30 protein-coding genes are annotated in these 26,314 nt (G+C 68.7%); 18 read left to right on the forward strand and 12 right to left on the reverse strand.

The features are described 5' to 3' along the window. Nucleotides 1-5: 5 nt before the first annotated feature. Complete coding sequence (gene hisI, locus NOCYR_RS10085) at nt 6-353, forward strand: phosphoribosyl-AMP cyclohydrolase (RefSeq protein WP_014350264.1); 348 nt, start codon at nt 6-8, stop codon at nt 351-353. A gap of 6 nt (nt 354-359) precedes the next feature. Here the strand turns inward: hisI and NOCYR_RS10090 are convergent, their stop codons facing one another. The 3 genes from NOCYR_RS10090 to NOCYR_RS10100 all read right to left on the reverse strand — a co-directional run bounded on the left by NOCYR_RS10090 (nt 360) and on the right by NOCYR_RS10100 (nt 2,144). Continuing rightward, a complete protein-coding gene (locus tag NOCYR_RS10090) occupies nt 360-791 on the reverse strand; it encodes a MarR family winged helix-turn-helix transcriptional regulator (protein WP_148280585.1) in 432 nt (143 codons plus the stop codon). A 172-nt stretch (nt 792-963) separates the two neighbouring features. Beyond that, nucleotides 964-1,581: a hypothetical protein gene (locus NOCYR_RS10095; RefSeq protein WP_014350266.1), complete on the reverse strand. Its 618-nt coding sequence runs from the start codon at nt 1,579-1,581 to the stop codon at nt 964-966. Nucleotides 1,582-1,682: 101 nt separating this feature from the next. Next, the gene (locus tag NOCYR_RS10100; RefSeq protein ID WP_014350267.1) at nt 1,683-2,144 is read right to left on the reverse strand and encodes a peroxiredoxin; all 462 of its coding nucleotides are present in this window, start codon (nt 2,142-2,144) and stop codon (nt 1,683-1,685) included. Between the two features lie 62 nt (nt 2,145-2,206). On the opposite strand from NOCYR_RS10100, the gene NOCYR_RS10105 reads away from it, so the two are divergent. From NOCYR_RS10105 to NOCYR_RS10145, 9 genes are all read left to right on the forward strand, one after another. Further along, entirely contained in the window at nt 2,207-3,811 is a 1,605-nt protein-coding gene (locus NOCYR_RS10105) for an anthranilate synthase component I (RefSeq protein ID WP_014350268.1), read from the forward strand. Further along, on the forward strand, nt 3,808-4,539 hold the full coding sequence (locus NOCYR_RS10110; RefSeq protein ID WP_014350269.1) for a TIGR02234 family membrane protein: 732 nt from the start codon (nt 3,808-3,810) through the stop codon (nt 4,537-4,539). Before NOCYR_RS10105 ends, NOCYR_RS10110 begins: the two co-directional genes overlap by 4 nt. A gap of 175 nt (nt 4,540-4,714) precedes the next feature. Then, on the forward strand, nt 4,715-5,533 hold the full coding sequence (gene trpC / locus NOCYR_RS10115) for an indole-3-glycerol phosphate synthase TrpC (RefSeq protein ID WP_014350270.1): 819 nt from the start codon (nt 4,715-4,717) through the stop codon (nt 5,531-5,533). Beyond that, complete coding sequence (trpB, locus tag NOCYR_RS10120) at nt 5,533-6,804, forward strand: tryptophan synthase subunit beta (RefSeq protein ID WP_014350271.1); 1,272 nt, start codon at nt 5,533-5,535, stop codon at nt 6,802-6,804. Before trpC ends, trpB begins: the two co-directional genes overlap by 1 nt. Then, a complete protein-coding gene (trpA, locus tag NOCYR_RS10125; RefSeq protein WP_014350272.1) occupies nt 6,804-7,604 on the forward strand; it encodes a tryptophan synthase subunit alpha in 801 nt (266 codons plus the stop codon). The genes trpB and trpA overlap by 1 nt, the downstream gene beginning before the upstream one ends. Nucleotides 7,605-7,706: 102 nt before the next feature. After that, nucleotides 7,707-8,954, forward strand: coding sequence for a prolipoprotein diacylglyceryl transferase (gene lgt / locus NOCYR_RS10130; protein ID WP_081505576.1), 1,248 nt, complete (start codon nt 7,707-7,709; stop codon nt 8,952-8,954). A 115-nt stretch (nt 8,955-9,069) separates the two neighbouring features. Further along, nucleotides 9,070-9,687 carry a hypothetical protein gene (locus NOCYR_RS30350; RefSeq protein WP_014350274.1) on the forward strand — a complete coding sequence of 206 codons (618 nt, stop codon included), beginning with the start codon at nt 9,070-9,072 and terminating at the stop codon, nt 9,685-9,687. 66 nt (nt 9,688-9,753) lie between these two features. Beyond that, on the forward strand, nt 9,754-11,172 hold the full coding sequence (gene pyk, locus NOCYR_RS10140) for a pyruvate kinase (RefSeq protein WP_174343920.1): 1,419 nt from the start codon (nt 9,754-9,756) through the stop codon (nt 11,170-11,172). A gap of 97 nt (nt 11,173-11,269) precedes the next feature. Next, entirely contained in the window at nt 11,270-12,082 is an 813-nt protein-coding gene (locus NOCYR_RS10145) for an acyl-CoA thioesterase (RefSeq protein ID WP_228781298.1), read from the forward strand. 75 nt (nt 12,083-12,157) lie between these two features. Here NOCYR_RS10145 and NOCYR_RS10150 read toward each other — a convergent pair whose 3' ends face one another. The 4 genes from NOCYR_RS10150 to NOCYR_RS10165 form a co-directional block, all read right to left on the reverse strand. After that, the gene (locus NOCYR_RS10150) at nt 12,158-12,565 is read right to left on the reverse strand and encodes a hypothetical protein (RefSeq protein ID WP_014350277.1); all 408 of its coding nucleotides are present in this window, start codon (nt 12,563-12,565) and stop codon (nt 12,158-12,160) included. A 96-nt stretch (nt 12,566-12,661) separates the two neighbouring features. Further along, a complete protein-coding gene (locus NOCYR_RS10155; RefSeq protein WP_014350278.1) occupies nt 12,662-13,288 on the reverse strand; it encodes a low molecular weight phosphatase family protein in 627 nt (208 codons plus the stop codon). Nucleotides 13,289-13,458: 170 nt separating this feature from the next. Then, the gene (locus tag NOCYR_RS10160; RefSeq protein WP_014350279.1) at nt 13,459-13,974 is read right to left on the reverse strand and encodes a phenylacetaldoxime dehydratase family protein; all 516 of its coding nucleotides are present in this window, start codon (nt 13,972-13,974) and stop codon (nt 13,459-13,461) included. A gap of 51 nt (nt 13,975-14,025) precedes the next feature. Next, nucleotides 14,026-14,943: a hypothetical protein gene (locus NOCYR_RS10165; protein ID WP_014350280.1), complete on the reverse strand. Its 918-nt coding sequence runs from the start codon at nt 14,941-14,943 to the stop codon at nt 14,026-14,028. 27 nt (nt 14,944-14,970) lie between these two features. Between NOCYR_RS10165 and NOCYR_RS10170 the strand changes: the two genes are divergently transcribed. Further along, nucleotides 14,971-15,588, forward strand: a complete 618-nt coding sequence (locus NOCYR_RS10170) for a TetR/AcrR family transcriptional regulator (protein ID WP_014350281.1) — start codon at nt 14,971-14,973, stop codon at nt 15,586-15,588. A gap of 49 nt (nt 15,589-15,637) precedes the next feature. On the opposite strand, the gene NOCYR_RS10175 is transcribed toward NOCYR_RS10170, so the two are convergent. Continuing rightward, nucleotides 15,638-16,054 (reverse strand): nuclear transport factor 2 family protein, encoded by a 417-nt coding sequence (locus NOCYR_RS10175; protein ID WP_014350282.1) that lies wholly within the window; start codon nt 16,052-16,054, stop codon nt 15,638-15,640. A gap of 124 nt (nt 16,055-16,178) precedes the next feature. Here NOCYR_RS10175 and NOCYR_RS10180 point away from each other — a divergent pair, with 124 nt between their 5' ends. Beyond that, nucleotides 16,179-16,742: a PadR family transcriptional regulator gene (locus tag NOCYR_RS10180; RefSeq protein ID WP_048834062.1), complete on the forward strand. Its 564-nt coding sequence runs from the start codon at nt 16,179-16,181 to the stop codon at nt 16,740-16,742. 79 nt (nt 16,743-16,821) lie between these two features. Here the strand turns inward: NOCYR_RS10180 and NOCYR_RS10185 are convergent, their stop codons facing one another. Then, nucleotides 16,822-17,769, reverse strand: coding sequence for an RNA polymerase sigma-70 factor (locus tag NOCYR_RS10185; protein WP_014350284.1), 948 nt, complete (start codon nt 17,767-17,769; stop codon nt 16,822-16,824). Nucleotides 17,770-17,899: 130 nt separating this feature from the next. Continuing rightward, nucleotides 17,900-18,979 (reverse strand): NADP-dependent oxidoreductase, encoded by a 1,080-nt coding sequence (locus tag NOCYR_RS10190; protein WP_014350285.1) that lies wholly within the window; start codon nt 18,977-18,979, stop codon nt 17,900-17,902. Nucleotides 18,980-19,175: 196 nt separating this feature from the next. On the opposite strand from NOCYR_RS10190, the gene NOCYR_RS10195 reads away from it, so the two are divergent. Together NOCYR_RS10195 and NOCYR_RS10200 are read left to right on the forward strand one after the other, a co-directional pair. After that, entirely contained in the window at nt 19,176-19,568 is a 393-nt protein-coding gene (locus NOCYR_RS10195; RefSeq protein WP_014350287.1) for a DoxX family protein, read from the forward strand. Between the two features lie 165 nt (nt 19,569-19,733). Continuing rightward, nucleotides 19,734-20,987 carry an MFS transporter gene (locus NOCYR_RS10200; RefSeq protein ID WP_014350288.1) on the forward strand — a complete coding sequence of 418 codons (1,254 nt, stop codon included), beginning with the start codon at nt 19,734-19,736 and terminating at the stop codon, nt 20,985-20,987. 86 nt (nt 20,988-21,073) lie between these two features. Here NOCYR_RS10200 and NOCYR_RS10205 read toward each other — a convergent pair whose 3' ends face one another. After that, the gene (locus NOCYR_RS10205) at nt 21,074-21,667 is read right to left on the reverse strand and encodes a TetR family transcriptional regulator (protein ID WP_014350289.1); all 594 of its coding nucleotides are present in this window, start codon (nt 21,665-21,667) and stop codon (nt 21,074-21,076) included. Between the two features lie 154 nt (nt 21,668-21,821). On the opposite strand from NOCYR_RS10205, the gene NOCYR_RS10210 reads away from it, so the two are divergent. The 4 genes from NOCYR_RS10210 to NOCYR_RS10225 are packed head-to-tail and all read left to right on the forward strand — an operon-like array spanning nt 21,822 to nt 25,031. Continuing rightward, nucleotides 21,822-23,042, forward strand: a complete 1,221-nt coding sequence (locus NOCYR_RS10210; RefSeq protein ID WP_014350290.1) for an acetyl-CoA C-acetyltransferase — start codon at nt 21,822-21,824, stop codon at nt 23,040-23,042. Continuing rightward, nucleotides 23,039-23,794, forward strand: coding sequence for an SDR family oxidoreductase (locus NOCYR_RS10215; RefSeq protein ID WP_014350291.1), 756 nt, complete (start codon nt 23,039-23,041; stop codon nt 23,792-23,794). The genes NOCYR_RS10210 and NOCYR_RS10215 overlap by 4 nt, the downstream gene beginning before the upstream one ends. A 29-nt stretch (nt 23,795-23,823) precedes the next feature. Beyond that, nucleotides 23,824-24,582 carry an SDR family oxidoreductase gene (locus tag NOCYR_RS10220; RefSeq protein WP_014350292.1) on the forward strand — a complete coding sequence of 253 codons (759 nt, stop codon included), beginning with the start codon at nt 23,824-23,826 and terminating at the stop codon, nt 24,580-24,582. After that, on the forward strand, nt 24,579-25,031 hold the full coding sequence (locus NOCYR_RS10225; protein ID WP_014350293.1) for a MaoC family dehydratase: 453 nt from the start codon (nt 24,579-24,581) through the stop codon (nt 25,029-25,031). The genes NOCYR_RS10220 and NOCYR_RS10225 overlap by 4 nt, the downstream gene beginning before the upstream one ends. Before the next feature lie 93 nt (nt 25,032-25,124). On the opposite strand, the gene NOCYR_RS10230 is transcribed toward NOCYR_RS10225, so the two are convergent. Beyond that, nucleotides 25,125-25,847, reverse strand: a complete 723-nt coding sequence (locus NOCYR_RS10230) for a lipase family protein (protein WP_081505363.1) — start codon at nt 25,845-25,847, stop codon at nt 25,125-25,127. Between the last annotated feature and the right edge of the window lie 467 nt (nt 25,848-26,314).

Genomic DNA, 26,314 nt, shown 5'->3' on the forward strand with positions numbered 1-26,314 from the left:
GTGACATGACATTGGACCCAGCCATCGCCGCCCGCCTCAAGCGCAATGACAACGGCCTGTTCGCCGCCGTCGCGCAGGAACGCGGGACCGGCGATGTGCTGATGGTCGCGTGGATGGACGACGAGGCACTGGCCCGCACCCTCGCCACCCGCAAGGCCACCTACTACTCGCGCTCGCGCGGGCAGTACTGGGTCAAGGGCGAGACCTCCGGCCACACCCAGTACGTGCACGAGGTGCGGCTGGATTGCGACGGCGACACCGTGCTGCTCACCGTCGACCAGGAGGGCGCGGCCTGCCACACCGGCACCCACACCTGCTTCGATGCGGATGTGCTGCTGGCCGCGAACTCCTGAACCGGCTCAGAAGCCGGACGGCTCGCCTTTGGCGCGGGGGACACCGAGCCGGTCGGCCAGCTGGGTGCTCATCGACTCGCCGAGATCGGCGAGCGTGGCGATCTGACCGGCGTCCAATCCGTCGAACACCAGCGTGCGGACCGCGTCGAGATAGCCGGGCGCGGCCTCGACGACCTTCTTGTACCCGTCGTCGGTGAGGACCGCTTGGACGCCTCTGCGTCCGGCGGTGACGGTGCGCTCGGCCCAGCCCATCCGCTCCAGCTTGGACACCACATGCGACAGACGCGATAGCGATGCGTTTGCCCTGTGGGCAAGCTCACTCATCTGCAGCCGGTGGGCCGGCTCCTCCGACAGCAGCGACAGCACCCAGAATTCGAAGTGCGTAAGACCGGCCTCGCGTTGCAGCTGGGTGTCCAAAGCGCCCGGCAAGCGTGTCATCAACGCGACAATCGCCCGCCAAGCTCGCTGTTCTACTGGGTTTAGCCACTTCGTCACTGTGCGCCTTCTCTCGAGCCAAGTGACGTGGTCGTGCCCTGACAGTCACCCGCGCCCATGAGTTTGCCACGACTTCGCTCGACCGTCTGCGAGACACGAAATGACGTGAGGGCACTCACAGGTTGTCGGGGCGGCGTCCCTCGGTGCCGGGTGCGGTGCCGGGCTCGCGAATCGCGTCGGCCGGCGTAGTAGGTGCCGACGCGCCCTGCACGACGGCCTTGGCTTCCGCGCGCCGCCGCCAGCCGCGGCGCACCACCAGGTACACCACGGGCAGGAAGATCAGCACGGCCAAGATCGCGCCGGCCAGGGAGGCGCCGCGGAAGGCGGGCGCGTCGACGTCCATGATGCGTTCGCCCGCGTGCGCGGCATTGTTGCCGCCGAGCACCACCGTCAGGGTCATCAGATTCGGGATCGCGAAGATCAGCGCGAGCACTACCGCCCCGCCCGCGATCGCCTTGCCGCCGCGGCGCTTCCAAACCAGTACGGCGACCAGCAACAGAAACAGCGGCACGGCGGTACACAGGCCGCCGTAGACCAGGCCCCAGCCGATGCCCTTGGAGAAGCTGCCCGCCACCATCTCGCCGACGCGCTGAGCCCACCAGCGGGGGATGAACGCCGCGAGGATCAGATAGGCGACGACCAGCACCACGACCAAGGCGGCTCCGGCGATGATCCGGGTGCGCCAGGAGATCGAGGAGGTCCGCGTGTCCGGCGTGCGCTGGGGCGTGGTCATGGCTCCAGCGTAGGTCGCCCGAGCGCGCCCGCGCGGCTGCCCGGACGGTGTTTCGGCAGGAAAAGTGCCGGTCCGGGGCGTGCGCCCGGACCGGCGACGGATCACTTGGCGCGCTCGCGCAGGAACTTCAGCGCCTCGTCGGCGTGCACGTTGGCGCGCAGTTCACCGGTGACGACGGTGAGCACGGTGCGGTCGGTATCGATGACGAAGGTCTGCCGCTTGACCGGCGCCAGCTTGCCCAGCAGGCCCCGCTTGACGCCGAACTGCTCGGCCACCACGCCGTCGGGATCCGACAGCAGCGGATAGCCGAGGCGCTGCTTGTCGGCGAACCCGGCCTGGGTGTCGACCGCGTCGGCGCTGATGCCGGCGCAGCTCGCGCCGAGCGCGGCGAATTCGCCCGCCAGATCACGGAAATGGCAGGCCTCGGCCGTGCACACCGGGGTGTTGGCGGCGGGGTAGAAGAAGAGCACGAGCGGCCCGTCGGCGAGCAACTCGTCGAGGGAACGTTTGGTGCCGGATTGATCGGGGAGCTCGAATTGCGGAGCGAGCTGGCCAGTCTTCATGGATCGACCCTACCGGCGGGTGCGCCCATCGGCCGGTCGGAGCGGCCTGGGATGATGGACCGATGCAGGGCGCATCCCACCGCCAGGACACCACGGCCACCACGACCCGCGAACAGTTCCATCAGCTGGCCGCCGAGCATCGGGTGGTGCCGGTGACCCGAAAGGTGCTGGCGGACTCCGAGACTCCGCTGTCGGCCTACCGCAAACTGGCCGGTGACCGGGCGGGCACCTTCCTGTTCGAGTCCGCGGAGAACGGGCGTTCCTGGTCGCGCTGGTCGTTCATCGGGGCCGGCAGCCCGTCGGCGCTGACCGTGGTCGACGGTGAGGCCGCCTGGCTCGGTGCGACCCCCGCCGACGCCCCCTCGGGTGGCGACCCGCTCGACGCGCTGCACCAGACGCTGGAACTGCTGCGCACCGAACGCATGCCCGGACTGCCGCCGTTGACCAGCGGCATGGTCGGTTACCTCGGCTACGACACGGTGCGGCGGATGGAACGGCTGCCCAACCTTGCCGCCGACGATCTCCAGCTGCCCGACCTGGTGCTGCTGCTGGCCACCGATCTGGCCGCCTTCGACCACCACGAGGGCGCCATCACCCTCATCGCCAACGCCGTCAACTGGAACGGCACCGCCGAACGCGTGGACGAGGCCTACGACGACGCCGTGGCCCGGCTGGACCGGATGACCGCCGCGCTCGCCGCGCCCGCCGCATCGACGGTGTCGGTGTTCGACCAGCCCGAACCGCAGTTCCGGCGTCAGCGCACCACCGAGGAATTCGGCGCCGGGGTGCGCAGGCTGGTCAAGGAGATCGAGGCCGGCGAGGCCTTCCAGGTGGTGCTGTCGCAGCGCTTCGAGATGGATTACGACGGCGCGCCCATCGACCTCTACCGGATGCTGCGCGCGTCCAACCCGAGCCCGTACATGTACCTGCTGCACGTGCCCGACGGCTCCGGCGGCACCGCGTTCTCCATCGTCGGCTCCAGCCCGGAATCGCTGGTGACGGTGCAGGACGGCGTGGCCACCACCCACCCGATCGCCGGTACCCGCTGGCGCGGGGCCACCGAAGAGGACGATCTGCTGCTGGAGAAGGGCCTGCTCGCCGACGAGAAAGAGAACGCCGAGCATCTGATGCTCGTCGACCTCGGCCGCAATGATCTGGGCCGGGTCTGTCAGCCGGGGACGGTGCGCGTCACCGACTACCGGCACGTCGAGCGCTACAGCCACGTCATGCACCTGGTGTCGACGGTGTCCGGGCGGCTGGCGCCGGGCAAGATCGCCCTGGACGCGGTGCGCGCCTGCTTCCCGGCGGGCACGCTGTCGGGCGCGCCGAAGGTGCGGGCCATGGAGTTGATCGAGGAGCTCGAACCCACCCGCCGCGGCATCTACGGCGGCGTGGTCGGTTACCTGGATTTCGCCGGTGACGCCGACACCGCGATCGCCATCCGCACCGCGCTGCTCAAGGACGGCACCGCTTACGTGCAGGCCGGCGCCGGTGTGGTCGCCGACTCCGAACCCGAATACGAGGACACCGAATCGCGCAACAAGGCGATGGCGGTGCTGCGGGCGGTCGCCGCGGCGAAGACCGTGCGGGCCTATCGCGCCGACGCCGGCAACACCGGCGACACGGCTGCCGCGACCGGCGCGGACAGCGGTGAGGTATCCGCATGAGCGACGAGAACGATTCGGACACCGGCACCACGCAGCAGCAGGCAGCGGCGAGCTCGCCCGGCCGTAACCGTCCCGTCGTCCCGGTGGTGCTGCTGGCCGTGTCCGCGGCCGCGCTGTGGGGCGCCTCCCGGATGACGTGGGTGAGCGTGCGTTCCTCGGACGGACTCACCGAACCCCGCACCGACGACCTCGACGGCGGCACCTGGTTCGGCGCGCTCACCCCGCTGGCCCTGGTGCTGCTGGCCGCCATCGCCGCGGTGCTGGCCACCAAGGGCTGGCTGCGCCGCGTCGTCGGGGTGCTGGTGGCGCTGGTCGGCGCGGTCGTCGCGGTGCCCGCGCTGGCGCTGCTCACCGGCTCCGGCGCCACCGCCCAGCGCGCGGCCACCCTCGCCGAACTCCCGGGCCGCGCCCAGGTCGAGCAGGTGAGCACCGCCGCCGGGCCCGCCGTCCTGACCATGGCGGGCGCGCTGGCCGCGTTCGCCGCCGGTGTGCTGCTGGCCAGGATGCCGAAGGACAGCGCCCAGCTGTCGGCCAAATACGACAATCCGGTCGCCCGCCGCGCCGCCGCCACCGATCTGGTCGCCGGGCGTGGCGAAGGTGGCGACAGCACCGCCCCGCCCGTCACCGAACGAGTCCTGTGGGACGCGCTCGACGCGGGCACCGACCCCACCGAAGATCGCCCGCGGACCGGCCCCGATGACGACCCGTCCAGGCCCGACAGCAGGTGATCCGATGATCGGGCGACCCGGCACAGCACATGTGGCGGGCGCCCGCAACCCGGGTGCCAACCCCGGCGCACGCGCGCCACACCCGCCCCTTTACTCTTGATCAGCACCGGTGAGACAGCGCCTGGGGGGATTTCTCAGGCAGTGAGTCCGTCTCCCCAGAAAGGATTCGAGCCAGATGACGGTACTCGACTCGATTCTCGACGGGGTCCGCGCGGATGTGGCCGCACGGGAATCCCTGCTGGACTTCCAAGCCATCAAGGCCGCGGCCGCCGCCGCGCCGCCGCCGAAGGACGCGCTCGCCGCGCTGCATGAAGACGGCATCGGCGTCATCGCCGAGGTGAAGCGGGCCAGCCCCTCCAAGGGAGCGCTCGCCGAGATCGCCGACCCCGCCAGCCTGGCCAAGGCCTACGAAGACGGCGGCGCCCGCATCATCAGCGTGCTCACCGAGGGCCGTCGCTTCCACGGCTCGCTCGACGACCTCGACGCCGTCCGTGCCGCCGTGAACATCCCGGTGCTGCGCAAGGACTTCGTGGTCGGGCCGTACCAGATCCACGAGGCGCGCGCGCACGGCGCCGACGTCATCCTGCTGATCGTCGCCGCGCTGGAACAGGACACCCTGAGCTCGCTCATCGACCGCACCGAATCGCTCGGCATGACCGCGCTGGTCGAGGTGCACACCGAAGAAGAGGCCGACCGGGCGCTCAACGCCGGTGCCTCGGTCGTCGGCATCAACGCCCGCAACCTCAAGACCCTGGAAGTCGACCGCGACTGCTTCGCGCGGATCGCGCCCGGCCTGCCCACCGAGGTCATCCGGGTCGCCGAGTCCGGCGTGCGTGGCACCGCCGACCTGATGGCCTACGCCGGCGCGGGCGCGGACGCCGTGCTCGTCGGCGAGGGCCTGGTGACCAGCGGCGACCCGCGCGCGGCGGTCTCCCAGCTGGTGACCGCGGGTACCCACCCGTCCTGCCCGAAGCCCGCCCGGCGGACCCGCTGATGGCCGGCACCCGGCTGCCCGCGGCCAGCGAGGGCGTCGCCCACCGCAGCGGACACGAACCCGACGGCGGCGGCCACTTCGGCGTCTACGGCGGCAGGCATGTGCCCGAGGCGCTGATGGCCGTCATCGAAGAGGTCACCGCCGAATACGACAAGGTGCGCAGCGACCGCGAGTTCCTGGGCGAACTCGACCGGCTGCAGCGCGACTACACCGGCCGCCCCTCGCCGGTCTTCGAATGCACCCGACTGGCCGAGCACGCCGGCGGCGCCCGCATCCTGCTCAAGCGCGAAGACCTCAACCACACCGGCTCGCACAAGATCAACAACGTGCTGGGCCAGGCGTTGCTGGCCAAGCGCATGGGCAAGACCCGCGTCATCGCCGAGACCGGCGCCGGCCAGCACGGCGTGGCCACCGCGACGGCCTGTGCGCTGCTCGGGCTGGACTGCATCGTCTACATGGGCGCGGTCGACACCGCCCGCCAGGCGCTCAACGTGGCCCGGATGCGGCTGCTCGGCGCCGAGGTCGTATCCGTGAGCACCGGCTCCGCCACGCTCAAGGACGCCATCAACGAGGCCCTGCGCGACTGGGTCTCCAACGCCGACGACACCTACTACTGCTTCGGCACCGCCGCGGGCCCGCACCCGTTCCCGCTGATGGTGCGCGATTTCCAGCGCGTGGTCGGCCTCGAGGCGCGTGAGCAGGTGCAGGAGCTCACCGGCAGGCTGCCCGACGCCGTCGCGGCCTGCGTCGGCGGCGGCTCCAACGCCATCGGCATCTTCCACGCCTTCATCGACGATCCGGGCGTGCGCCTGGTCGGTTACGAAGCCGCGGGCGACGGTGTCGAGACCGGCCGCCACGCCGCCACCTTCACCGGCGGATCGCCCGGCGCGTTCCAGGGCGCCTACTCGTACCTGTTGCAGGACGAGGACGGCCAGACCATCGAATCGCATTCCATCTCCGCCGGACTCGACTATCCCGGCGTCGGCCCCGAGCACGCCTACCTCAAGGACACCGGCCGCGCCGAATACCTGCCGGTCACCGATACCGCCGCGATGGACGCGCTGCTGCTGCTCAGCCGCTCCGAAGGCATCATCCCGGCGATCGAATCCGCGCACGCGGTGGCGGGCGCGCTCGAGCTCGGCAAGCAGCTCGGCCCGGGCGCGATCATCCTGGTGAACCTGTCCGGTCGCGGCGACAAGGACATGGACACCGCGGCCCGCTGGTTCGGGCTGTTCGACGACGACGCCGCCGAAGGCAAGGGGAACGGGTAGTGAGCCAGCAGTCCAGACTCGCCGACACCTTCGCGGCCTGCCGCGCCGAACACCGCGCCGCCCTGATCGGCTACCTGCCCGCCGGCTACCCGGATCTGGACGGCTCCATCGCCACCGTGCGCGCCATGGTCGAGGCCGGCTGCGACATCGTCGAGGTCGGTGTGGCCTACTCCGATCCGGTGATGGACGGGCCGACCATCCAGCAGGCCGCCGAGCAGGCGCTGCGCAACGGAGTGCGGGTGCGCGATGTGTTCTCCGTGGTCGAGGCCGTCACCGCGGCCGGTGCCCAGGCCGTGGTGATGAGCTACTGGAATCCGGTGCTCAAGTACGGCGTGGACCGGTTCGCCCGGGACCTCGCGGCCGCGGGCGGCGCCGGCATCATCACCCCGAACCTGATCCCCGACGAGGCCGACGAGTGGTTCGCCGCTTCGACCGCCCATGATTTGGACCGGATCTTCCTGGTCGCCCCGTCCTCGACCGAGGAGCGCCTGGTCAAGACCCTGGAGGCTTCGCGCGGATTCGTCTACGCCGCCTCCACCATGGGCGTGACCGGCGCCCGTGACGCCGTGTCCTCGGCCGCGCCCGCGCTGTGTGCCCGGGTCCGCGCACACTCCGACATCCCGATCGGGGTGGGTCTCGGCGTGCGTTCCGGTGCCCAGGCCGCCGAGATCGCCGCCTACGCCGACGGCGTGATCGTCGGTTCGGCGTTGGTCACCGCGGCCGCCGAGGGCTTGGACGCGGTGCGGACGCTGACGGCCGAGCTGGCCGACGGCGTGCGCTCGGCGACCGTCGCGTCCTGACCCGAAGGCACACCGCCGGGCTCCTCGACTACGGTGGCCCCCGTGACCTTACGAGTCCTGGCAGACAGTGTTTCCAGCATCGGCACGCGCGGTGACGGCGTTCTGAGCGCAGGCGCCGCCGACGTGCTCGCCTATATCCCGAGCCCGCCCCAGGGCGTATGGCAGATCGGGCCGTTCCCGCTGCGGGCCTACGCGCTGTGCATCATCGTCGGCATCATCGTCGCCATCTGGTGGGGTGAGCGGCGCTGGCGCGAACGCGGCGGGCAGCCGGGCGCGGTGCTGGATGTGGCGATGTTCGCCGTCCCGTTCGGTCTCATCGGCGGCAGGCTCTACCACGTCGCCACCGACTGGCAGAAATACTTCGGCGCCGACGGCAACCCGATGGACGCGCTCAAGATCTACCAGGGCGGTCTCGGCATCTGGGGCGCGGTCTTCCTCGGCGGTATCGGCGCCTGGATCGGCTGCCGCGTCTACAAGATCCCGCTGCCCGCCCTCGGCGACGCGATCGCACCGCCGATCCTGCTGGCCCAGGCCATCGGCCGCCTCGGCAACTACTTCAACCAGGAACTCTACGGCCGCGAGACCGAAGTCCCCTGGGGCCTCGAGATCTACCAGCGCTTCGACGACCAGGGCCGCCTGGACATGATGAACGGCGTCTCCACCGGCGTGGTGGAGAAGGTCGTGCACCCGACATTCCTGTACGAGCTGCTGTGGAACGTGCTGGTGGTGCTGCTGCTGGTCTACATCGACAAGCGTTTCCGCATCGGCCACGGCCGCCTGTTCGCGCTCTACGTCGCCGGCTACAGCTTCGGCCGCTTCTTCGTCGAACTCATGCGCGACGACGAAGCCACCCACATCGCCGGCATCCGCATCAACTCCTTCACCTCCGCGCTGGTCTTCCTCGCCGCCATCGCCTACTTCGTGTTCGCGACGAAGGGCCGCGAGACTGCCGCGCAGCTCCAGCCCGGCGCGGAGAAGCGTCCATGGCCGTGGCAGATCGGCGCGCTGCGCCGGGCGGGGGCGGAGTCGGCGGCGGCGGACAAGGACGCCGCTGAGGGCGAGGAGGCCGGAACGGCAACCGACCTGGCCAAGGACGGGAAGTCCGACAAGGGCGCGGAGTCCGATGAGGATGCGAAGTCCGGGAAGGACGCAGAGTCTGACAAGGACGGGAAGTCCGAGAAAGACGCAGAGTCCGGCAAGGATGCGAAGTCCGGCAAGGATGCGAAGTCGGAGAAGGACGCGGACACCGGTAAGGGCGCGAAGTCCGGCGAGGCCGACGAGCCCAGCGATGCCGAATCCGGCAAGGACGCCGATTCCGCCGAAACCGCCGAGGCGAAGAAGGGCGGCTAGTTCGGGCGACAGCGGCGGCCGTCCCCGACAGAATGGGCGGTAGGCCCGCGCGATCGGCGGGCCGGGATACGCACCGGGGGGCGGCACGGGCGCCCGGGAGAGCAGGAGGACGCGAGTGGCCGAGTCGGATCAGCATGCGCCGGGAGCTGGGGGACCGCAGTACGGTCCGCCCGGCACCGGGCCGAGTCTGCGCAAGGCCACCGATCCGCAGCCGTCGCATCCGGGTGATCAGGCGTACCCGGCCGACGGCGGCCCGGGCCTGCCGGTGAACTTCCCGCCGCAGCCCGCCGGTCCGCGCCCCACGAGGGCCTTCCCGCCAATGGCGAGCGGAATGCATCCCGGGATGCCGCCCGGTATGCCCGGCCCGATGCCCATGGGCGTGCCGGGCGGGTTCGTGATGTCGATCGGCGATATCGGCATCTCCGAGGATTCGGTCACCACCCCGGCGGGCACCATGCCGCTGCGGGGCGCGGTGTGGACGATCACCGATATGTCGCAGACCTCGGAGAAGATTCCGACCTATGCGGTGGTGCTGGCGATCCTGTTCTTCCCGCTGTGTTTCCTCGGCCTGCTGTTCTTGCTGGTCAAGGAGCGGACGACGGTCGGTTATGTGCAGGTCACCGTCACCAGCGAGGGTCGCTACCACTCGACGATGATCCCGGTGCAGAATCAGCAGACGTTCCCGATGTTGCTGCACCAGGTGAACTACGCCCGCTCACTCAGCGCGCGGTGAGCCACCACACGCCGCACTCGGCATGGCCAACGCGCCGGTAGTCCCGGTCAGGACTAGGCTCGACTCGTGATGCGACGGACGAAGATTGTGTGCACCCTCGGACCGGCCACTGCCACCGAGGACCGTATTCGAGAACTCGTCGAGAGCGGTATGGACGTAGCGCGGCTGAACTTCAGCCACGGTGAGCACTCCGACCATGCCGACAACTACAAGAAGGTGCGGCAGGCCTCCGACCATGTCGGCCGCGCCGTCGGCATTCTCGCCGATCTACAGGGCCCCAAGATCCGCCTCGGCCGCTTCATCGAAGGCCGGACGGTCTGGGCGACGGGCGAAGAGGTGCGCATCACCGTCGACGACGTCGATGGCACCCACGACCGCGTCTCGACCACCTACAAAGAACTCGCCGCCGACGCCAAGCCCGGCGACCGACTGCTCGTCGACGACGGCAAGGTCGGCCTGACCGTCACCGCCGTCGACGGCAACGACGTGGTCTGCCGGGTCACCGAGGGTGGCCCCGTCAGCAACAACAAGGGCGTCTCTCTGCCCGGCATGGACGTGTCGGTGCCCGCGCTGTCGGACAAGGACATCGAGGACCTGGAGTTCGCCCTGAAACTGGGCGTCGACTTCATCGCGTTGTCATTCGTGCGTTCGCCCTCGGATGTCGAGCTGGTGCACGACGTGATGGATCGCGTCGGCCGCCGCGTCCCGGTGATCGGCAAACTGGAAAAGCCCGAGGCCATCGACAACCTCGAGGCCGTGGTGCTCGCCTTCGACGCGGTGATGGTCGCGCGCGGTGATCTCGGTGTGGAGCTGCCGCTCGAGCAGGTGCCGATCGTGCAGAAGCGCGCCATCCAAATGGCAAGGGAGAACGCCAAACCCGTCATCGTGGCGACCCAGATGCTGGAGTCGATGATCGACAACTCGCGCCCCACCCGGGCCGAGGCCTCCGACGTCGCCAATGCCGTGCTCGACGGCGCCGACGCGGTGATGCTCTCCGGTGAAACCTCGGTCGGCAAGTACCCGATCGAGACCGTGCGCACCATGGCGCGCATCGTGCACGCGGTGGAGACCGAATCCACCCGGGTGCCGCCGCTGACGCATGTGCCGCGCACCAAGCGCGGTGTCATCTCCTACGCGGCCCGCGATATCGGCGAGCGGCTCAATGCCAAGGCGCTGGTGGCGTTCACCCAGTCCGGGGACACGGTGCGCCGGCTGGCCCGCCTGCACACCCCGCTGCCGCTGCTGGCGTTCACCCCGCTGCCGGAGGTGCGCAGCCAGCTGGCCTTGACGTGGGGCACGGAAACGTTCATCGTGCCTACCGTGGACAGCACCGACGCCATGATCAAGCAGGTCGATCAGGCGCTGCTGAGCATGAACCGGTACCAGAAGGGCGACTTGGTGGTTATCGTCGCGGGCTCCCCGCCCGGTACCGTCGGTTCCACGAACCTGATCCACGTGCACCGTATCGGTGAGGAGGACCATTAGAGTGAGCGTTTCGCTTGACGACTCCGTCGGCGTCGATGTGACGCGGGCGCAGCGTACCGATCTGGACGTACTGCTGGATCTGCTGGATCTGGAACAGATGGACGAAGACGTCTTCGTCGGTCAGCACCCGGAGAAGGTGTGGAGCCGCACGTTCGGCGGGCAGCTGGTGTCGCAGGCGATCATGGCCGCGGGCCGGACGGTCGGTGACCGTCCGGTGCACGCGGTCAACGCGCATTTCGTGCGCGGCGGCGATGTGAAGAAGCCGATCGAGTACCGGGTCGACCGGCACCGCGACGGCCGCTCCTTCGCCAACCGGACCGTCACGGCCAGCCAGGACGGTCAGGAACTGTTCGTGATGCTGGCCGCGTTCCAGGACTGGGGCAAGGGCCTCGAGCATGCCCATCAGCAGCCCGAGGTTCCCGATCCGGAGACGTTGCCGCGGGTGGAGGAGAGCTTCGAAGGCTTGGAGGACAAGCTGGAGATGTTCGTCAACGCCCCGCATCCGATCGATATGCGCTACACCAACGATCCGGCCTGGATCCTCAAGGGCACCGGCGAACGGCTCAACCACAACCGGGTGTGGATGCGCGCCGACGGCACCCTGCCCGACGATCCGCTGATCCACGTGGCGACCCTCGGTTACTCCTCCGACACCACGGTGCTGGATTCGATCATCACCACCCACGGGCTGTCGTGGGGCTTGGACCGGATCGTCGCGGCCACGGTGAACCACTCGATCTGGTTCCATCGCCCGTTCCGCTTCGACGACTGGGCCCTCTACGCCACCGAGTCCCCGGTCGCGGCCGGTTCGCGTGGCCTGGCCACCGGTCGCTTCTACTCGCGCAGCGGTGAGCTGCTGGCCACCACGGTGCAGGAAGGGCTCATCCGCCACTTCCCGTCCCGGCGCTGATCTGCCCGGCCGGCGCCCGCGCAATGCTCGGGCGCCGGCCGAAAGGCCACGGCGGGGCCGGGATTCGGCGCCGGCTCAGATGCGTTCGATGGTGGGGTAGAGGTCGACGTCGGTGCGTTGATGTGCGCGGATGCGCAGCGGCACCTGCTGTGTGGTCGCCGACGCGATACCGGACCGCAGCCGAGATTGCAGTGCTGCCATATCGGTATCGGTGAGCTCAGCGGGATCGCCGACCAAGCTGAGGGCGATCTCATAGGTGCCGTATCCGGTCGGCGGCGCATCGGAATTCTCGGCGCGCCAATGAGTTTCGAATTCCGCGTGGAGTGGGTCGTCCGGGGCCGCCGGTAGTGTGAAACGCCAGGCGAAGACGTCACGATCGAGTAGGTGATCGTCGAGCGCCGTGCGCACGGCCTCGACGATGCGTTCGAGGTTTTCCGGTGTCACATAAACATGGAGCGAAACATCCGAAATGCGTTTCGGCATGTCTGATTCCTGTCGTGTGTGCGGAGGGCGCCACCGGGTCGAAACGTCGACGGCGGAGGTCTTTTCGCGGGAGTGTAGTCCTTTCCCGCGCGGGCGTCAGGCATACCAGCCCGTGCGCTGGGCGGCCAGAAAAGTCGCCAGCGGGGCAGGGCCGTGCGCCGGTTGCAGCACCAGGCCCGAATGCTCGTCCTCTTCGGGCTGCGGGGCGCCGGTATCGAGGGCGAGCAGCAGCGGCAGCAGGGCTTCGGCGATGCGGTCGCCGACGGCGCAATAGGCCGGTTCCGACAGCCCCACCGGGTCGGCGATGTTCTCCCGGCCGACCAGCGACAAGTCGTTGCGGGCCTGATGCAATTCGGCCACCGTCCGCGCACCGGTGACCTTGGCGATGCGGTGCGCCTCGAGCAGGGTGAAGGTGCGCGCGGCGGCCCCGAAGGCCATGCCCGCGGCCTGATCGCGGATCTGCTCGGTCATCGCCAGCACCAGGTCGGCGCGGTCGATGTGCTCGGGCTTGAGTTTGCGGGCGCGGAAGTTGTCCGGATCGGCGCCGAGGCCGGCGATGGTCTGCGCGGCCAGCGGTTCGATCGGGAATCCGACCAGTGCGCGAGTGCCCGCGCTCTCCGCGGTGAGGTCGGTGAGGCCGTGTTCGATCGCGATGGCGCGAGCGAGCCGTTCGGCAATCGCCGACCGGCACACATTGCCATTACAGACGAACAGGACGTGCATGCGGATACGGTAAATCCCCTGATTACCGACTAGAAGTACGAAAAGTGCAATATCACACTCGCTCGGCCACATATTCATCTGCGATTAGTGCGCTGTACACAAACGCCGCGCGCGATCGAATCGCCGTTCGGGTGTGTCGCGAGTGTTTCACCGGTACGTCCCGATGGGGATCATCGCACGGAATCGTCCGGGTAGTAATCGGTTTCGCTCACCACCGGTGGGAATGCCGCCGGTGTGCCATGCACCCGGCCGCGGGTGGAGAACATGCGCCCGCGGCTGGCGGTCACCGGCGCGAACCGGGCCAGGCCCGTCGGGGTGCTCATGTCGTCGTACATGGCGTCGATGCCGCCGCGTGCGAAGTAGGCCTCATGCCAGAACCCGGTCCCGCCCGAATCACGCAGGAACTGCTGCCACCAGTCCCGATGCGGGGCTGAGCGGGTCCAGCGTTCCAAGCTGTCGAGATCACGCCAGTACTGCCGGGCACCCCAATGCGGCGGGAACAGCGACCAGACGACGTCCTCGTGCAGCAGCAACCCATCGGGCCGGTCGCGATGCGACTGATACAACTTCGGCCCGACTCCGAGCAGCCGCAGCATCCCCCGCGGCTTGTTGACCCGCATCCCCAGGTAGATCACCACGAGGTCCGGATACCCCGACAGATCCACCGTCGCCCTGCTCACCCGCATGCGTAACCTCCACGACGTCGTAGGAGAGTACGGAACGAGGTCCGTTGCGGTTCACACCAGCCGCGCGCGTGCGGTGGGTGATCCGGCAGGTGAGCGTCTGCGCCTTCGTGCACGCCGGATCGCGAAGACTACACCGACACCCACGTGCACGGTGATGGTGAGCAACAGCAGTTGCGAGCAGAGGTTCGCCAGGCCGGTGGTGGCTGTGAAGAACGACAGCAGCTGGGCGGCGGCCAGGAGTGGGATGTTGGCGTAACCGAAGCCGGTGTGGAAGCGGCGCAACCGGTTGCCTTTCGGCGGAAGACCGTAGGTGGTGACGCCGAGTTGGGCGTGAATGATGAGCAACACCTGGTAGACCGCCTGCGCCAGGGCGGCCCAGTCGTTGCCGGCGGATGTGCCGGTCGATGGGCTCACCGTCGTCGCGATCAGCAGCGGAAACGCGATCCAGCCGAGAACGCGGGTGGCGCTGGTGATCCGGCCCGCGGGCAACGGTGCGATTGCCGGTGGGCGGGGCACCCAGTGCGCGGTGACGACGACCCCGGCGACGAAGATCAATTCGCCGATATTGCCCAGCAGCAGGGAGTTCGCCGCCAAGGACGCCGCGACGGTCATGATCGCGGCGGTGATCAGCAGCGGCAGGTAGCGGTGCCGCAGCCACAGGGCGACGGCGATGACCAGCACGAAAACCCCGGTGATGACCACGGGCAGGGCTTCGGTCTCGGGCGCGGGAATATTGCTGTAGCGCACGGTCCCTGCCCACTGCTGCGGCTGTAGCGACAGGCCGATCACGTCGTTGGCGACGCCCAGCCCGATCGCGCAGGCCGTCAAGGCCCAGGTGGTGATCTTCGCCCGCCGCGACCGTGCCCACGCCACGTCGGCCCGGTCCGCGACCGCACGTGCCCACGGAATCAGCAGGGGAGTGAGGACCGCATGGATGAGGTAGCGCGGCACGCTCAGTAGTTCGAGCAACGCGCCCGTCCCGCGCCGAGAGATGAGTTGCCCAAGATCACCGGCTCGTCGGTGGCCGAGCATCGCGCCGAGGTCGAGCAGCGGCTGATCCGGGCGTTCGGCGACCTGCTCGCCGAACGCGGATACGAGCGGCTCACGCTACGTGATGTCGCCGAACGCGCCGGCGTGTCGCGCAGCTCGATCTACTACTATCACCGCGACAAAACCGCGCTGTTGCTCGTCTGGGCCCGCGATCAGGTGGACCGGTACATGCGGCTGCTGGACCACGAACTCGCCGGCACCGACGACCCCGCGGAACATCTGCGGATCGTGGTGGTGACGGTGCTGTCGCAGTTCGCGCTGTCGACCTCGAGCGCCCAGAGCCTGGCCGCGGCCCTGCCGCCCGAGCAGCGCGACGTCATCCTCGACCACGTCACGCCCATCCGGGAGCGGCTATGCGAGATCGTCGAGCGTGGCATGGCCGAGGGGGTCTTCCGTGCCGACCAGGACCCCGGCGCCACCGCCGAGATGATCCTGGCCTGCCTGGAAACCCAGCGCCTGCGGCTGGCTCGCGGAGCGGAACTGGCCGGCGCGGTGCGACAGGTCTTGCCGTTCCTGCTCTTCGGCGTCACCCGGCAAGACCCCGGCGAGCCGCAGACCACCTGATCGCGGCTCGAAGCGGATGCCGTTGTCCACCAAGGCATCCGCGGCTAGCTCAGGGTTGGGCTGCCTCGCCGGTGAGCTGGGCGGTGGCCTCGGCCTTGATCTGCTCGAACTGCGCACCCATCCGGGCGGCCAGCGCCTGTGCCGCCGACAGCGGCCGCACCATCACCATGAAGTCGTCGATCTTGCCGTCATCGTCGAAGTGCAGGAAATCGCAGCCGGTCAGCTTCTTGCCGTCCACACTCGCCTCGAACACGAACGCATGGTCACGCCCGTTCGGATCCGCGATCTCGCGCACATACCGGAAGTCCTCGAACACCCGGATCACCGCACGCAGAATGGCCGCGGTGATCGCCTTGCCTGGATACGGCCGGAACGCGACCGGGCTGGTGAAGACCACGTTCTCGGCCAGCAGCGCCTCGATCGCGGCGTCGTCACGGGCTTCCACCGCCGCACGGAACGGATGCATGCTCCCGCCTTTCCTAGGCAATTAGTTGAGTATGTAGCTCGAACATTAGTGAGCGCTGAAGCGAGTGTCCAGAGGTAGATTGGACAAGAAACTGAATAATCTCGTGGCCTGCTACATTGTGCTGGTGGCGCTACGTGACGCGATTCTGGCCGCCCTGCTCGACGGCGAGGCCTCCGGCTACGAGCTGGCCAAGAGCTTCGACGCCTCGGTGGCCAACTTCTGGACCTCGACCCCGCAGCAGCTGTACAAGGAGCTCGAGCGCATGGCCGCCGACGGGCTCATCGAGACCCGCGTGGTCCAGCAGGAGCGCCGCCCCAACAAGCGCCTGCACACCATCACCCCCGCCGGCCGCGCCGCACTGCGCGAATTCCTCGACACCCCACCCAAACCCACCGCCATCCGCGACGAGATGCTGGTGCAGGTGCAAGGCATGGACACCGCCGACGCCCCCGCGGTCCGCGCCTCCATCGCCGAGCGCTTGGACTGGTCGACCGCGAAACTGGCCCGCTACGAACGCCTGCGCCAGCGCCTGCTGGACGGCCGCAGCGAACAGGCCTACCTCGCCGAAGCCGACCGCATCGGCCCCTACCTGACCCTGCTGCGCGGAATCTCCTTCGAGCAGGAGAACATTCGCTGGGCCGAGTTCGCGCTCGCCGCGATCGATCGGCGCATCACCACGTCCGCCTGACCGGCCGAGTTCGTTCGGTTGCCGACGTGCCGGCGAGACCGGCGGTACGGCATCGAGATATATGGTCCATTAAGGGTATTCACCGCAAGGTGAGTGTCGTCTCGGATTCGATGCGGGTCAGCTTGTGCGGATTGCGGACGAAGTAGAGACCGGTGATCCGGTCGTCCTCGACTCGGAACGCCATGACCCCGTCGACCTCGCTGTCCAGCCGGAAAACCAATGCCGGGCTGCCATTGAGGATGATCGGGTCGATGGTGATCGTGGCCTCGGTCCTGCCGATGCCGCCGAGGATGTAGCGGCACACGTTCTCGGCGCCGGCGACGGGCCGCAGCGCCGCCTGCTTCACGCCGCCGCCGTCGCTGACCAGCATGACCTCGGGTGCGAGCACGTCCAGCAGCGCCTGCGGTTCGCCGGATTCGAGGGCACGCCGGAACGACTCCAGTGCCGCACGGGTATCGCCGGCCGACACCACCGATCGTGGCCGGCGGGCCTGCACGTGTTTGCGGGCGCGGTGGGCGATCTGACGCACGGTGGCAGGGGATTTGTCGACAGCGGCGGCGATCTCCTCGTACCCGATGTCGAACACCTCACGCAGCACGAACACGGCGCGTTCGGTGGGCGTCAGCGTTTCGAGGACGAGCATCAGCGCCATCGACATGCTATCGGCGAGTTCGACGTCAGCGGCCACATCCGGTGTGGTGAGCAGCGGCTCGGGCAGCCAGGGCCCGACATAGGACTCCCTGCGGCGGCTGATGGTGCGCAGCCGGTTGAGCGACTGCCGCGTCGTGATCCGCACCAGATACGCGCGCGGATCACTCACTTGACCCAAGTCGACGGCGGTCCAGCGCAGCCACGTCTCCTGAAGCACGTCCTCGGCGTCGACAGCCGAGCCGAGCATCTCGTAGGCGACAGTGAACAGCAGGTTGCGATGAGTGAGGAACGCGTCGGTCGCCGGGTCGGTGACGTCCCGGCCGCTGTCCCTCGCAGCCGGCTCAGATAGGCGGCCTTTATCTCGCGGAGTGTTCACGGGCAATGTCCTCGTCGTCAGTAGCGGTGACTCTACGCATCCGGTGACGGCTCGCTCGCAGCCGAACCGGCCGTCACCGGATGCCTGGTCCGGGCAGCGAATTCCGGGGCAGCCAGCGTCTGCCGTTCGGTCAGGGAGTCAGGATGACCTTGCCGACGATCTCGCCACCCACGGCGCGGACGTCGACGGTGTCCGCCTCGGCCCGTAGCCGCGCGGCCACTGTGAATCCCAGCTCACGGCCCTCGGCCTGAGCCGCCAGCTCGGCGACTTGGGCGATCCGTTGCGCGGCGCGGGCATGAACGATGGGCAGTTCGGACAGCGAAAGTCGTTCGGTGACTGCGATCTTCAGCTCTCCGGCGTCGACGCGGGCAGCCAGCTCGGTGAGTTGCGCGGCATCGGCGTAGGCGAAGGGCCGCAATGCCCGGATCCCGCGGCCGACGTCCTGCGTGAGGGGAGTGGTCGTGCTGACAAAGGCCCCACCGTCGGCGACCAGGTCCGCCAGCGCCATGTTTTCCTCTGGGCTGCTGGGCGCGAGGTTCAGCACCACGTCGAACCGTTCTTCGTCGACTGCCCGCACCACGGGTGTGCGGGTGTAGTCGATGATCCGTTGCGCGCCGTAGGAGCGGGTGCGGTCACGGCTGCGCGGACCGGCGGTCGCGGTGACGATCGCACCGGCGTGCACGGCGAGCTGCACGGCGTACCCGCCCACCGCACTGCCCGCACCATTGATCAGCACACTCTGTCCCGGTCGCAGATCGGCGTGTTCGAACAACGACTGCCACGCCGTGAGCCCGACCAGAGGCAGGGCCGCGGCGTCGGCGAGGTCGACGATGCGGGGAGCGGGAGCCAGTATCCCGGCGGGCGCGGCGACGTACTCGGCGGCCGCACCGGGTGCGGTCACCGGCAACACCGCGATCACCGCGTCTCCGGCATTCCAGCCGCTCACCCCCTCGCCGACCTCGCAGATGACACCGGCCAGGTCGACGTTCGGAATATGCGGGAAGGTCACCGGCGCGACGTCGTGCCGGAAACCCGCGCGCAGCCCGGCGTCCGCGTCGTTGTACGAGGTGCCGGCCACCCGCACCACCACCTGACCCGCCTGCGCGACCGGGCGATCCGCCTCCTCGTAGACCAGCACCTCACTACCGCCGTAGGCGTGGTACCGCACTGCCTTCATCGATGCTCCGCGTGCCTTATCCGCTTCGGTCATCGGGGTTCTCCTTCGGTTCACCGGATTCGGCACACGAGACACCGCCCGTTCCTCTGTTGTGACAGCGGGTGAGGCAGATCACTGGCCGAGCGCCATGGCGAAGCGGGCGGTGGCGCACGTCACGTCGATGCGGCTGTCACGCGGCTGGGGCCTGCGGTGTCTGATGCCCGACCGCACGCACTAGAAGGAGAACTCCATGAACCTCGCCCTCTGGATCATCACCGGGCTGCTTGCCGCACTAGCCCTGTTCGGCGGTGCCACCAAGGCGTTCATGCCCAAGGACAAGCTCGACGAACTCGGCCGGAAATCCGGTGGCGGCTGGACCGAACACGCGAGCGCAGGCTTCGTCCGAACCCTCGGCGGCCTCGAGATCCTGGCCGCGGCAGGCCTGATCCTGCCCGCGACGCTCGACATCGCACCGGTCATGGTGCCGATCACCGCCGTCTGCTGGGTCCTGTTGATGATCGGCGCGATGATCACCCACGCGCGCTACGCCCAGTACAAATACGTCGCGCTCAACGCCGTCTACCTCGCCGCGGCCGCCTTCGTGGCCTGGGGCCGCTTCGGGCCGGAGTCGTTCATCGGCTGATCCGGGCCGGCTGCCGCATGGACCGGTCGACGCGCTCGTCGATTCTGCGACAATCGAGTTCGGAGCAGCGATGACCGAGCATCCGGTGCAACGGCGGTGAGCTGTGCGGGGGCCGGAGTCCGTTCGTCGACGCGGGCGATCGGCCGGTGTAGTGAAATGAGCACGATGAATACCACCATTGCCGGCCCGCACCCCGACCGCGACCGCGTGCAACGCCGCGTCCTCGCCGTCCTGGTCGCCGCCCAGATCCTGTCGGGGGCGGGTTTGGCCGCCGGTATCACGGTGCGGGCGCTGCTTGCCCAGGACATGCTCGGCTCGACCGGGTGGGCCGGGCTGCCCAGCGCGCTGTTCACGGTCGGTTCGGCGGCGGCCGCGGCCGGCGTCGGGCGGATCTCGCAACGATCGGGTCGCCGGGCGGGTTTGACGGTGGGTTATCTCGTCGGTGCGGTCGGCAGCTTCGGCGTCGTCCTGGCCGCGGTCGCCGGCAATGTGGCGCTGCTGTTCACGGCGTTCCTGGTCTACGGCGCGGGCACCGCGACCAGTCTGCAAGCCCGCTACGCCGGTGCCGACCTGGCGCGGTCGGCGCACCGAGCGCGCGCGATCAGCACCGTCCTCGTCGCGACCACGGTCGGCGCCGTCGCGGGCCCGAACCTGGTCACGGTGATGTCGAATCTCGCCGAGGGCTGGGGAATCCCGCCGCTGTCCGGGCCTTTCGTCCTTTCCGGCCTGGCCTACGCGCTCGCCGGGATCGTGCTGTGGGCGCTGTTGCGGCCGGACCCACTGCAACTGGCGCGCGCGAATGCCCCCGCCGAGGATCCCACCACCGCGGCAACGGGCATCATCGAGCCGCGACGCACCCCGGCGCCGGTCGTGCTCGGTGCGACGATCATGGTGCTGACCCAGCTGGTGATGGTCGCCATCATGACCATGACCCCGATTCACATGCAGCACCACGGCCACAGCGTGGGCGCGGCCGGATTCGTCATCGCCATCCATGTCGCGGGCATGTACCTGCCGTCGCTGCTGTCGGGAGTGCTGGTCGACCGATTCGGAGCCGGTCGTATCGCGGTGGCCGCGGCACTCACCCTGGTGGCCGCCGGCGTCGCCGCAGCCCTGGCCCCGCCATCATCGATGGCCGCTCTGGCGGTCGCGCTCGGGCTGCTCGGTCTGGGCTGGAACCTGGGCCTGGTCGCCGGCACCACCATGCTCACCGACGCCGTCCCCCTCGCCACCCGCGCCCGCACCCAGGGCGCCGTCGACCTGTGCATCGCCCTAGCCGGCGCGGGCGGCGGCCTCGGCTCCGGACTGATCGTCGCCACCACCGACTACCCCGGCCTCGCCCTCATCGGCGCGGTCCTCTCACTGGCCATCGTCCCGGCCCTGGCCATCACCGCCCGCCGGCATGCTCGCAGTGGTTGACCCGGAACGCCCGAGTTTCGGGCTGCTCGAGAGGACTGTTTTGGCGAATACGTAATCGTATGTCGGTCAAGAACTTTCACGCACCCTCACCTGGCGCCGACGATGCGTAATGCCATGTCGGCGTAGGCGCTTCCGATGTCCTCCGGTGACCAGTCGCCGGATTCGCGATACCAGCGGGCGATGTCGATGCCGAGTGACAGGAGGGCGACGGCGGCGATTCGGGGGTCGGGGGTGTGGAAGACGCCTGCTGCGACGCCGCGTTCGACCAGGTCCCGGATGGCTTGATCGATGCGGTGGCGGATGTCGAGGATTTCGGTGAGGTGTTCGGGGCTGAGTGACTTCAGCTCGTAGTTGACGATCCGCGCGTTGGTGTGCCCGCGGGCGTGGTACACGGCGAAATCGTGGATCACGTTGCGCAGTGCTGTGATCGGATCGCTGGACGAGGCGGCGGCTTTGTGGATCAGTTCGAGTGTCGCGTCGTGTCCCGATCGTGAGATCAGGTAGAGCAGTTCCTCTTTGGACCGGTGGTGGACGTAGACCGCGGCCGGGCTCATTCCCGCGGCGGCGGCGATGTCGCGCGTCGTCGTCGCGTTGAAGCCCTTGTCGGCGAATGCGGCGGCGGCGGCTTCCAGCAGCCGTGCGCGGGTCGCGTCGCCACGGGGTTCGGTCGTCTCGGTCATGGGATCGCCATTATCTCGCCTCGGCGCAGGCACCTGCTCGCGGGTGCTGTGATGTGGCTAACAGGTCACCGGGCCTGCGCGGCTATTGACGGCACTCGAGGTGCTCCTGCACGATGCAACCTAAGCAAGCGCTTAGTTACCTTGAGGAGATCCGATGCCGGAAGCCGTGATTGTCGCCGCTGCCCGATCCCCGATCGGCCGCGCCGGTAAGGGGTCGCTGAAGGACATGCGACCCGACGACCTGACCGTCCAGATGGTGCGTGCCGCATTGGCGCAGGTGCCGGCTCTCGACCCGGCCCAGGTCGAAGATCTCGTTCTCGGCTGCGGGCAGCCCGCCGGTGAGTCGGGGTTCAATATGGCGCGGGTGGTCGCGGTGCAGGCCGGCCTCGACACGGTCCCCGGGACCACCGTCAATCGCTACTGTTCGTCCAGCTTGCAGTCCACGCGGATGGCGCTGCACGCGATCAAGGCGGGCGAAGGCGATGTGTTCATCTCGGCCGGTGTCGAGACGGTGAGCCGCTTTGCCAAGGGCAGTGCCGACGGTATGCCCGGCACCGAGAACCCGATTTTCGCCGACGCGGTGGCCCGCACGGCCGAGCGTGCGAGCGGTGGCGCGGCCCCGTGGGCGGACCCGCGCAGCAACGGTGCGGTGCCGGATGTGTATATCGCCATGGGTCAGACCGCGGAGAACGTCGCCCAGCTCACCGGGATCAGCCGCGCCGAGCAGGACGCGTTCGGTGTCCGCTCGCAGAATCTGGCCGAGAAGGCGATCGCCGACGGCTTCTGGGCCACCGACATCACCCCGGTGACATTGCCCGACGGCACCGTTGTCAGCGCCGACGACGGCCCGCGCGCCGGTGTCACCCTGGAGGCGGTGAGTCAGTTGAAGCCGGTGTTCCGGCCCGACGGCACCGTCACTGCGGGTAACTGCTGCGCCCTCAACGACGGCGCGGCGGCCCTGGTGATCATGTCCGACACCAAGGCCAAGGAACTCGGCCTGACTCCGCTCGCGCGCATCGTCAGCACCGGCGTCTCCGGGCTGTCCCCGGAGATCATGGGTCTCGGTCCGATCGAGGCGTCCAAGCAGGCGCTGCGCCGCGCCGGCCTCACCATCGGCGACATCGACCTGGTCGAGATCAACGAGGCCTTCGCGGTGCAGGTCATCGGCTCGGCCCGGGAACTCGGCATCCCCGAGGACAAGCTCAACGTCAACGGTGGCGCGATCGCGGTGGGCCACCCGTTCGGCATGACTGGCGCCCGGATCACCTCCACGCTGATCAACTCGCTGCGCTACCACGACAAGCAGTTCGGTTTGGAGACCATGTGCGTGGGCGGCGGCCAGGGTATGGCCATGGTGCTGGAGCGTCTGTCGTGACCGGCCGATTCGCGGGCAAGACCGCGATCGTCACCGGCGCGAGCCGCGGTATCGGACTGGGTATCGCGCAACGGCTGGTGGACGACGGCGCGAAGGTCGTCATCACCGCCCGCAAACAAGACGCCCTCGACGCGGCGGTCGAGCAGCTGGGCGGGTCCGAGCACGCGCTCGGCGTGGCCGGGCGCGCCGACGATGCCGCGCACCAGGAAGACACCGTCGCCCGCGCCATCGCGACCTTCGGCAGCGCCGATCTACTGGTCAACAACACCGGCATCAATCCGGTGTACGGCCCGATGATCGACATGGATATGGCGGCCGCCCGCAAGATCATCGAGGTCAACTGCCTGGCCGCGTTGTCGTGGACCCAGCAGGTGCACAAGGCGTGGATGGGCGAGCACGGTGGCGCGGTGGTCAATGTGTCCTCGGTGGCCGGGATCCGGCCCGCGCCCGGAATCGGCTTCTACGGCGCGAGCAAGGCGATGCTGACCTACATCACCCAGGAGCTGGCGGTGGAGCTCGGTCCGCGGCTGCGGATCAACGCGGTCGCCCCGGCCGTGGTGAAGACGAAGTTCGCCACCGCACTGTACGAGGGCCGGGAACACGAACTCGCCGAGACCTACCCGCTCAAGCGACTCGGTGTGCCCGAGGACATCGCGGGCGCGGTGGCGTTCCTGCTCTCCGATGATGCTGCCTGGGTCACCGGTCAGCTTTTGATCCTCGACGGCGGCGTCATGCTGACCGGCGGCGTCTGACAACAACTTTCGATTCCAGGAGAATTCTCATGAGCACCCTGACCAAGACCGCGATCGTCACCGGCGCCGCCCGTGGCATCGGCGCCGGCGTGGCTCGCCGGCTCGCCGCGGACGGTATGGCCGTGGCCGTGATCGACCTCGACGAGGTCGCCTGCAAGCCTGTCGTCGAACAGATCGAGTCCGCGGGCGGCCGCGCGATCGCCGTCGGCGCGGACGTATCGGACGAAGCCGCCGTCCTCGCTGCCGTCGAGCGGGTCACCGCTGAGCTGGGCGCACCGACCGTTCTCGTCAACAACGCCGGCATCATCCGCGACAACATGCTGTTCAAGATGACCACCGACGACTGGGACGCGGTGATGAACGTGCACCTGCGCGGGTCGTTCCTGATGACCCGCGGGGTCCAGAAATACATGGTGGAAGCCGGATTCGGGCGCATCGTCAACCTGTCGAGCACCTCGGCCCTCGGCAATCGCGGCCAGGCCAACTACGCGGCAGCCAAAGCCGGGCTGCAGGGCTTCACCAAGACCCTGGCGTTCGAACTCGGGAAATTCGGGGTCACCGCCAATGCCGTTGCGCCCGGCTTCATCGAGACCGAGATGACCGCCGCCACCGCCGCGCGAGTCGGCATTCCGTTCGAGGATTTCAAAGCCGGTGCGGCCAAGGAGATCCCCGTCGCGCGCACCGGTGTGCCCGACGATATCGCCCATGCCGTGTCGTTCTTCGTCAGCGAAGGCGCCGGCTTCGTCTCCGGCCAGGTACTCTACGTCGCAGGAGGGCCGACGGTATGAGGACGTTCCAGGGAGTGGCCGAACTCGAGGCCGCGGTGGGTTCGCACCTCGGCTACTCCGAGTGGCACACCATCACCCAGTCGCAGATCAACGCCTTCGCCGACGCCACCGGCGACCACCAGTGGATCCACATCGACGCCGGCGAGGCCGCGCACGGCCCGTTCGGCACCACCATCGCCCACGGATACCTGACCTTGTCGCTGCTCCCGCTGCTGGTCGGGCAGATCTACCGGGTCGAAGGCGTGAAGATGGCAGTCAACTACGGCTCCAATAAATTGCGGTTCCCGGCCCCGGTACCCGTGGACTCTCGGGTGCGCGCCGGCGTCGAGCTGATCTCGGTCGCGGCCGGCCCCGCCGGGCACCTGGTCACCGCCAAAGTCACCGTCGAGCGCGAGGGCGGCGGCAAACCGGTCTGCGTGGTCGAGTCGCTCTCGCTCGTGGTGGCGTGAATCTACTTGCGGCTACACCGTCACCGGCGTGACAGCCCTACCGAAGCAGTGCTGACACGCCGGTGACCGATCGACGTCTCGCCGGTGGCCGGCTCAGGGCAGCGCGGCGCAGTTGCTCGGCGCCGGTGTACCGGCGAGGCGCTGGGTGAGCCAGTCGTGGGCGGCGAACGTGGCGGGCAAGTATGCCAGCAAGTGGCCGATCGCGGTACTGGGGAACAGCGGTGGCAGCCAGGCTGTTTTGTCCAGTTGCACGGTCGCACCTTGTGCGCACCAGTCGACGGCGAGCTGATGAACCTGCGGGTAGGTCAGGACGTCGTCGTTGGTGCCTGCGGCGATCAGGACCGGCGCGACGGGCTTGCGGCGGCCGATGCGCTGCTCGTCGATGATGGCCGACAATTCCGGTGAGCTGTCGATGATCTGGGCGGGGGTGCGGCCACCGGCGGTGTACCAGGTCGCCGGTCGCAGCATGGTGCGCAGGACTGCTTCGCCGATGCAGGTATTGGCCAGCTCGGCCATCATCTGCTTGCCGGCGGGGTTGGTGGCGGCGTCGATGATCGGCGCGGTTTCGGGGTGGTTTGCGACGATGCCGTTGAGCACGTAACCCAGCAGCCCGGTCGCGAAGCCGCCGATCACGCCGGGGACGAACCCGTTGATGGCGGGGGCAGTGAGCATGACTTTGCGCAGATCGGCGGGCGGGGCACCGGCGTATGTCCCGCGCAGGTCCACTTCGGGTGCGTATTCGCCCTGGAGTTCGGCGGCCGCAGCCGCGGCACCGCCGCCCTGGGAATAGCCGAAAATGGCGCTGGGCCGGGAGATTCCGGTTCTTCCAACGCGACTTCATCACCAAACAACGCACCGCCGGACTACCCCTGCACCTCATCACGCACGAAGACGTGATCGTTCTCCAGCGGCCATCCACCATCCGAACACCGCGGAGTCCAGAGAGTCACAACCAGACGTGCATGGCGGTCCCACCGACAAGCGGGGCACGGCAGTGTGGGGCGGCGAGGTGGCAGCGTGACCCGCCGTAGCCCTGGGTCCTGGACGGGCGGCAGGGGATGGGTGGGTTCGGCATTTTGGTTGATCGCGGCGGTCGGTCGATCGTGTGGCCCGCAGGACCTCCATCGCCCAGAAGTCCTCGTCCAGTTTTCCGACCTGGGCTGAGTATCCGAATGCCCTGACGTGCGAGCCGTCAACGCGAACTTGTAATCGACGTGGATGTTGCGGGTTATTAGCGAGGTGAAGGTTCGTTCGTTGCGCGTTGGTCCGGTGGTTCCAGGAAT

The sequence above is a fragment of the Nocardia cyriacigeorgica GUH-2 genome (genome assembly GCF_000284035.1).
GTDB classification, from domain to species: domain Bacteria; phylum Actinomycetota; class Actinomycetes; order Mycobacteriales; family Mycobacteriaceae; genus Nocardia; species Nocardia cyriacigeorgica_B.

Coding starts and splice junctions, on each gene's coding strand:
- hisI (WP_014350264.1), top strand. CDS start 6: ATGACATTGGACCCAGCCATCGCCGCCCGCCTCAAGCGCAATGACAAC.
- NOCYR_RS10090 (WP_148280585.1), bottom strand. CDS start 791: ATGACACGCTTGCCGGGCGCTTTGGACACCCAGCTGCAACGCGAGGCC.
- NOCYR_RS10095 (WP_014350266.1), bottom strand. CDS start 1,581: ATGACCACGCCCCAGCGCACGCCGGACACGCGGACCTCCTCGATCTCC.
- NOCYR_RS10100 (WP_014350267.1), bottom strand. CDS start 2,144: ATGAAGACTGGCCAGCTCGCTCCGCAATTCGAGCTCCCCGATCAATCC.
- NOCYR_RS10105 (WP_014350268.1), top strand. CDS start 2,207: ATGCAGGGCGCATCCCACCGCCAGGACACCACGGCCACCACGACCCGC.
- NOCYR_RS10110 (WP_014350269.1), top strand. CDS start 3,808: ATGAGCGACGAGAACGATTCGGACACCGGCACCACGCAGCAGCAGGCA.
- trpC (WP_014350270.1), top strand. CDS start 4,715: ATGACGGTACTCGACTCGATTCTCGACGGGGTCCGCGCGGATGTGGCC.
- trpB (WP_014350271.1), top strand. CDS start 5,533: ATGGCCGGCACCCGGCTGCCCGCGGCCAGCGAGGGCGTCGCCCACCGC.
- NOCYR_RS10145 (WP_228781298.1), top strand. CDS start 11,270: ATGGACGAAGACGTCTTCGTCGGTCAGCACCCGGAGAAGGTGTGGAGC.
- NOCYR_RS10150 (WP_014350277.1), bottom strand. CDS start 12,565: ATGCCGAAACGCATTTCGGATGTTTCGCTCCATGTTTATGTGACACCG.
- NOCYR_RS10155 (WP_014350278.1), bottom strand. CDS start 13,288: ATGCACGTCCTGTTCGTCTGTAATGGCAATGTGTGCCGGTCGGCGATT.
- NOCYR_RS10160 (WP_014350279.1), bottom strand. CDS start 13,974: ATGCGGGTGAGCAGGGCGACGGTGGATCTGTCGGGGTATCCGGACCTC.
- NOCYR_RS10175 (WP_014350282.1), bottom strand. CDS start 16,054: ATGCATCCGTTCCGTGCGGCGGTGGAAGCCCGTGACGACGCCGCGATC.
- NOCYR_RS10190 (WP_014350285.1), bottom strand. CDS start 18,979: ATGACCGAAGCGGATAAGGCACGCGGAGCATCGATGAAGGCAGTGCGG.
- NOCYR_RS10195 (WP_014350287.1), top strand. CDS start 19,176: ATGAACCTCGCCCTCTGGATCATCACCGGGCTGCTTGCCGCACTAGCC.
- NOCYR_RS10200 (WP_014350288.1), top strand. CDS start 19,734: ATGAATACCACCATTGCCGGCCCGCACCCCGACCGCGACCGCGTGCAA.
- NOCYR_RS10205 (WP_014350289.1), bottom strand. CDS start 21,667: ATGACCGAGACGACCGAACCCCGTGGCGACGCGACCCGCGCACGGCTG.
- NOCYR_RS10210 (WP_014350290.1), top strand. CDS start 21,822: ATGCCGGAAGCCGTGATTGTCGCCGCTGCCCGATCCCCGATCGGCCGC.
- NOCYR_RS10220 (WP_014350292.1), top strand. CDS start 23,824: ATGAGCACCCTGACCAAGACCGCGATCGTCACCGGCGCCGCCCGTGGC.
- NOCYR_RS10225 (WP_014350293.1), top strand. CDS start 24,579: ATGAGGACGTTCCAGGGAGTGGCCGAACTCGAGGCCGCGGTGGGTTCG.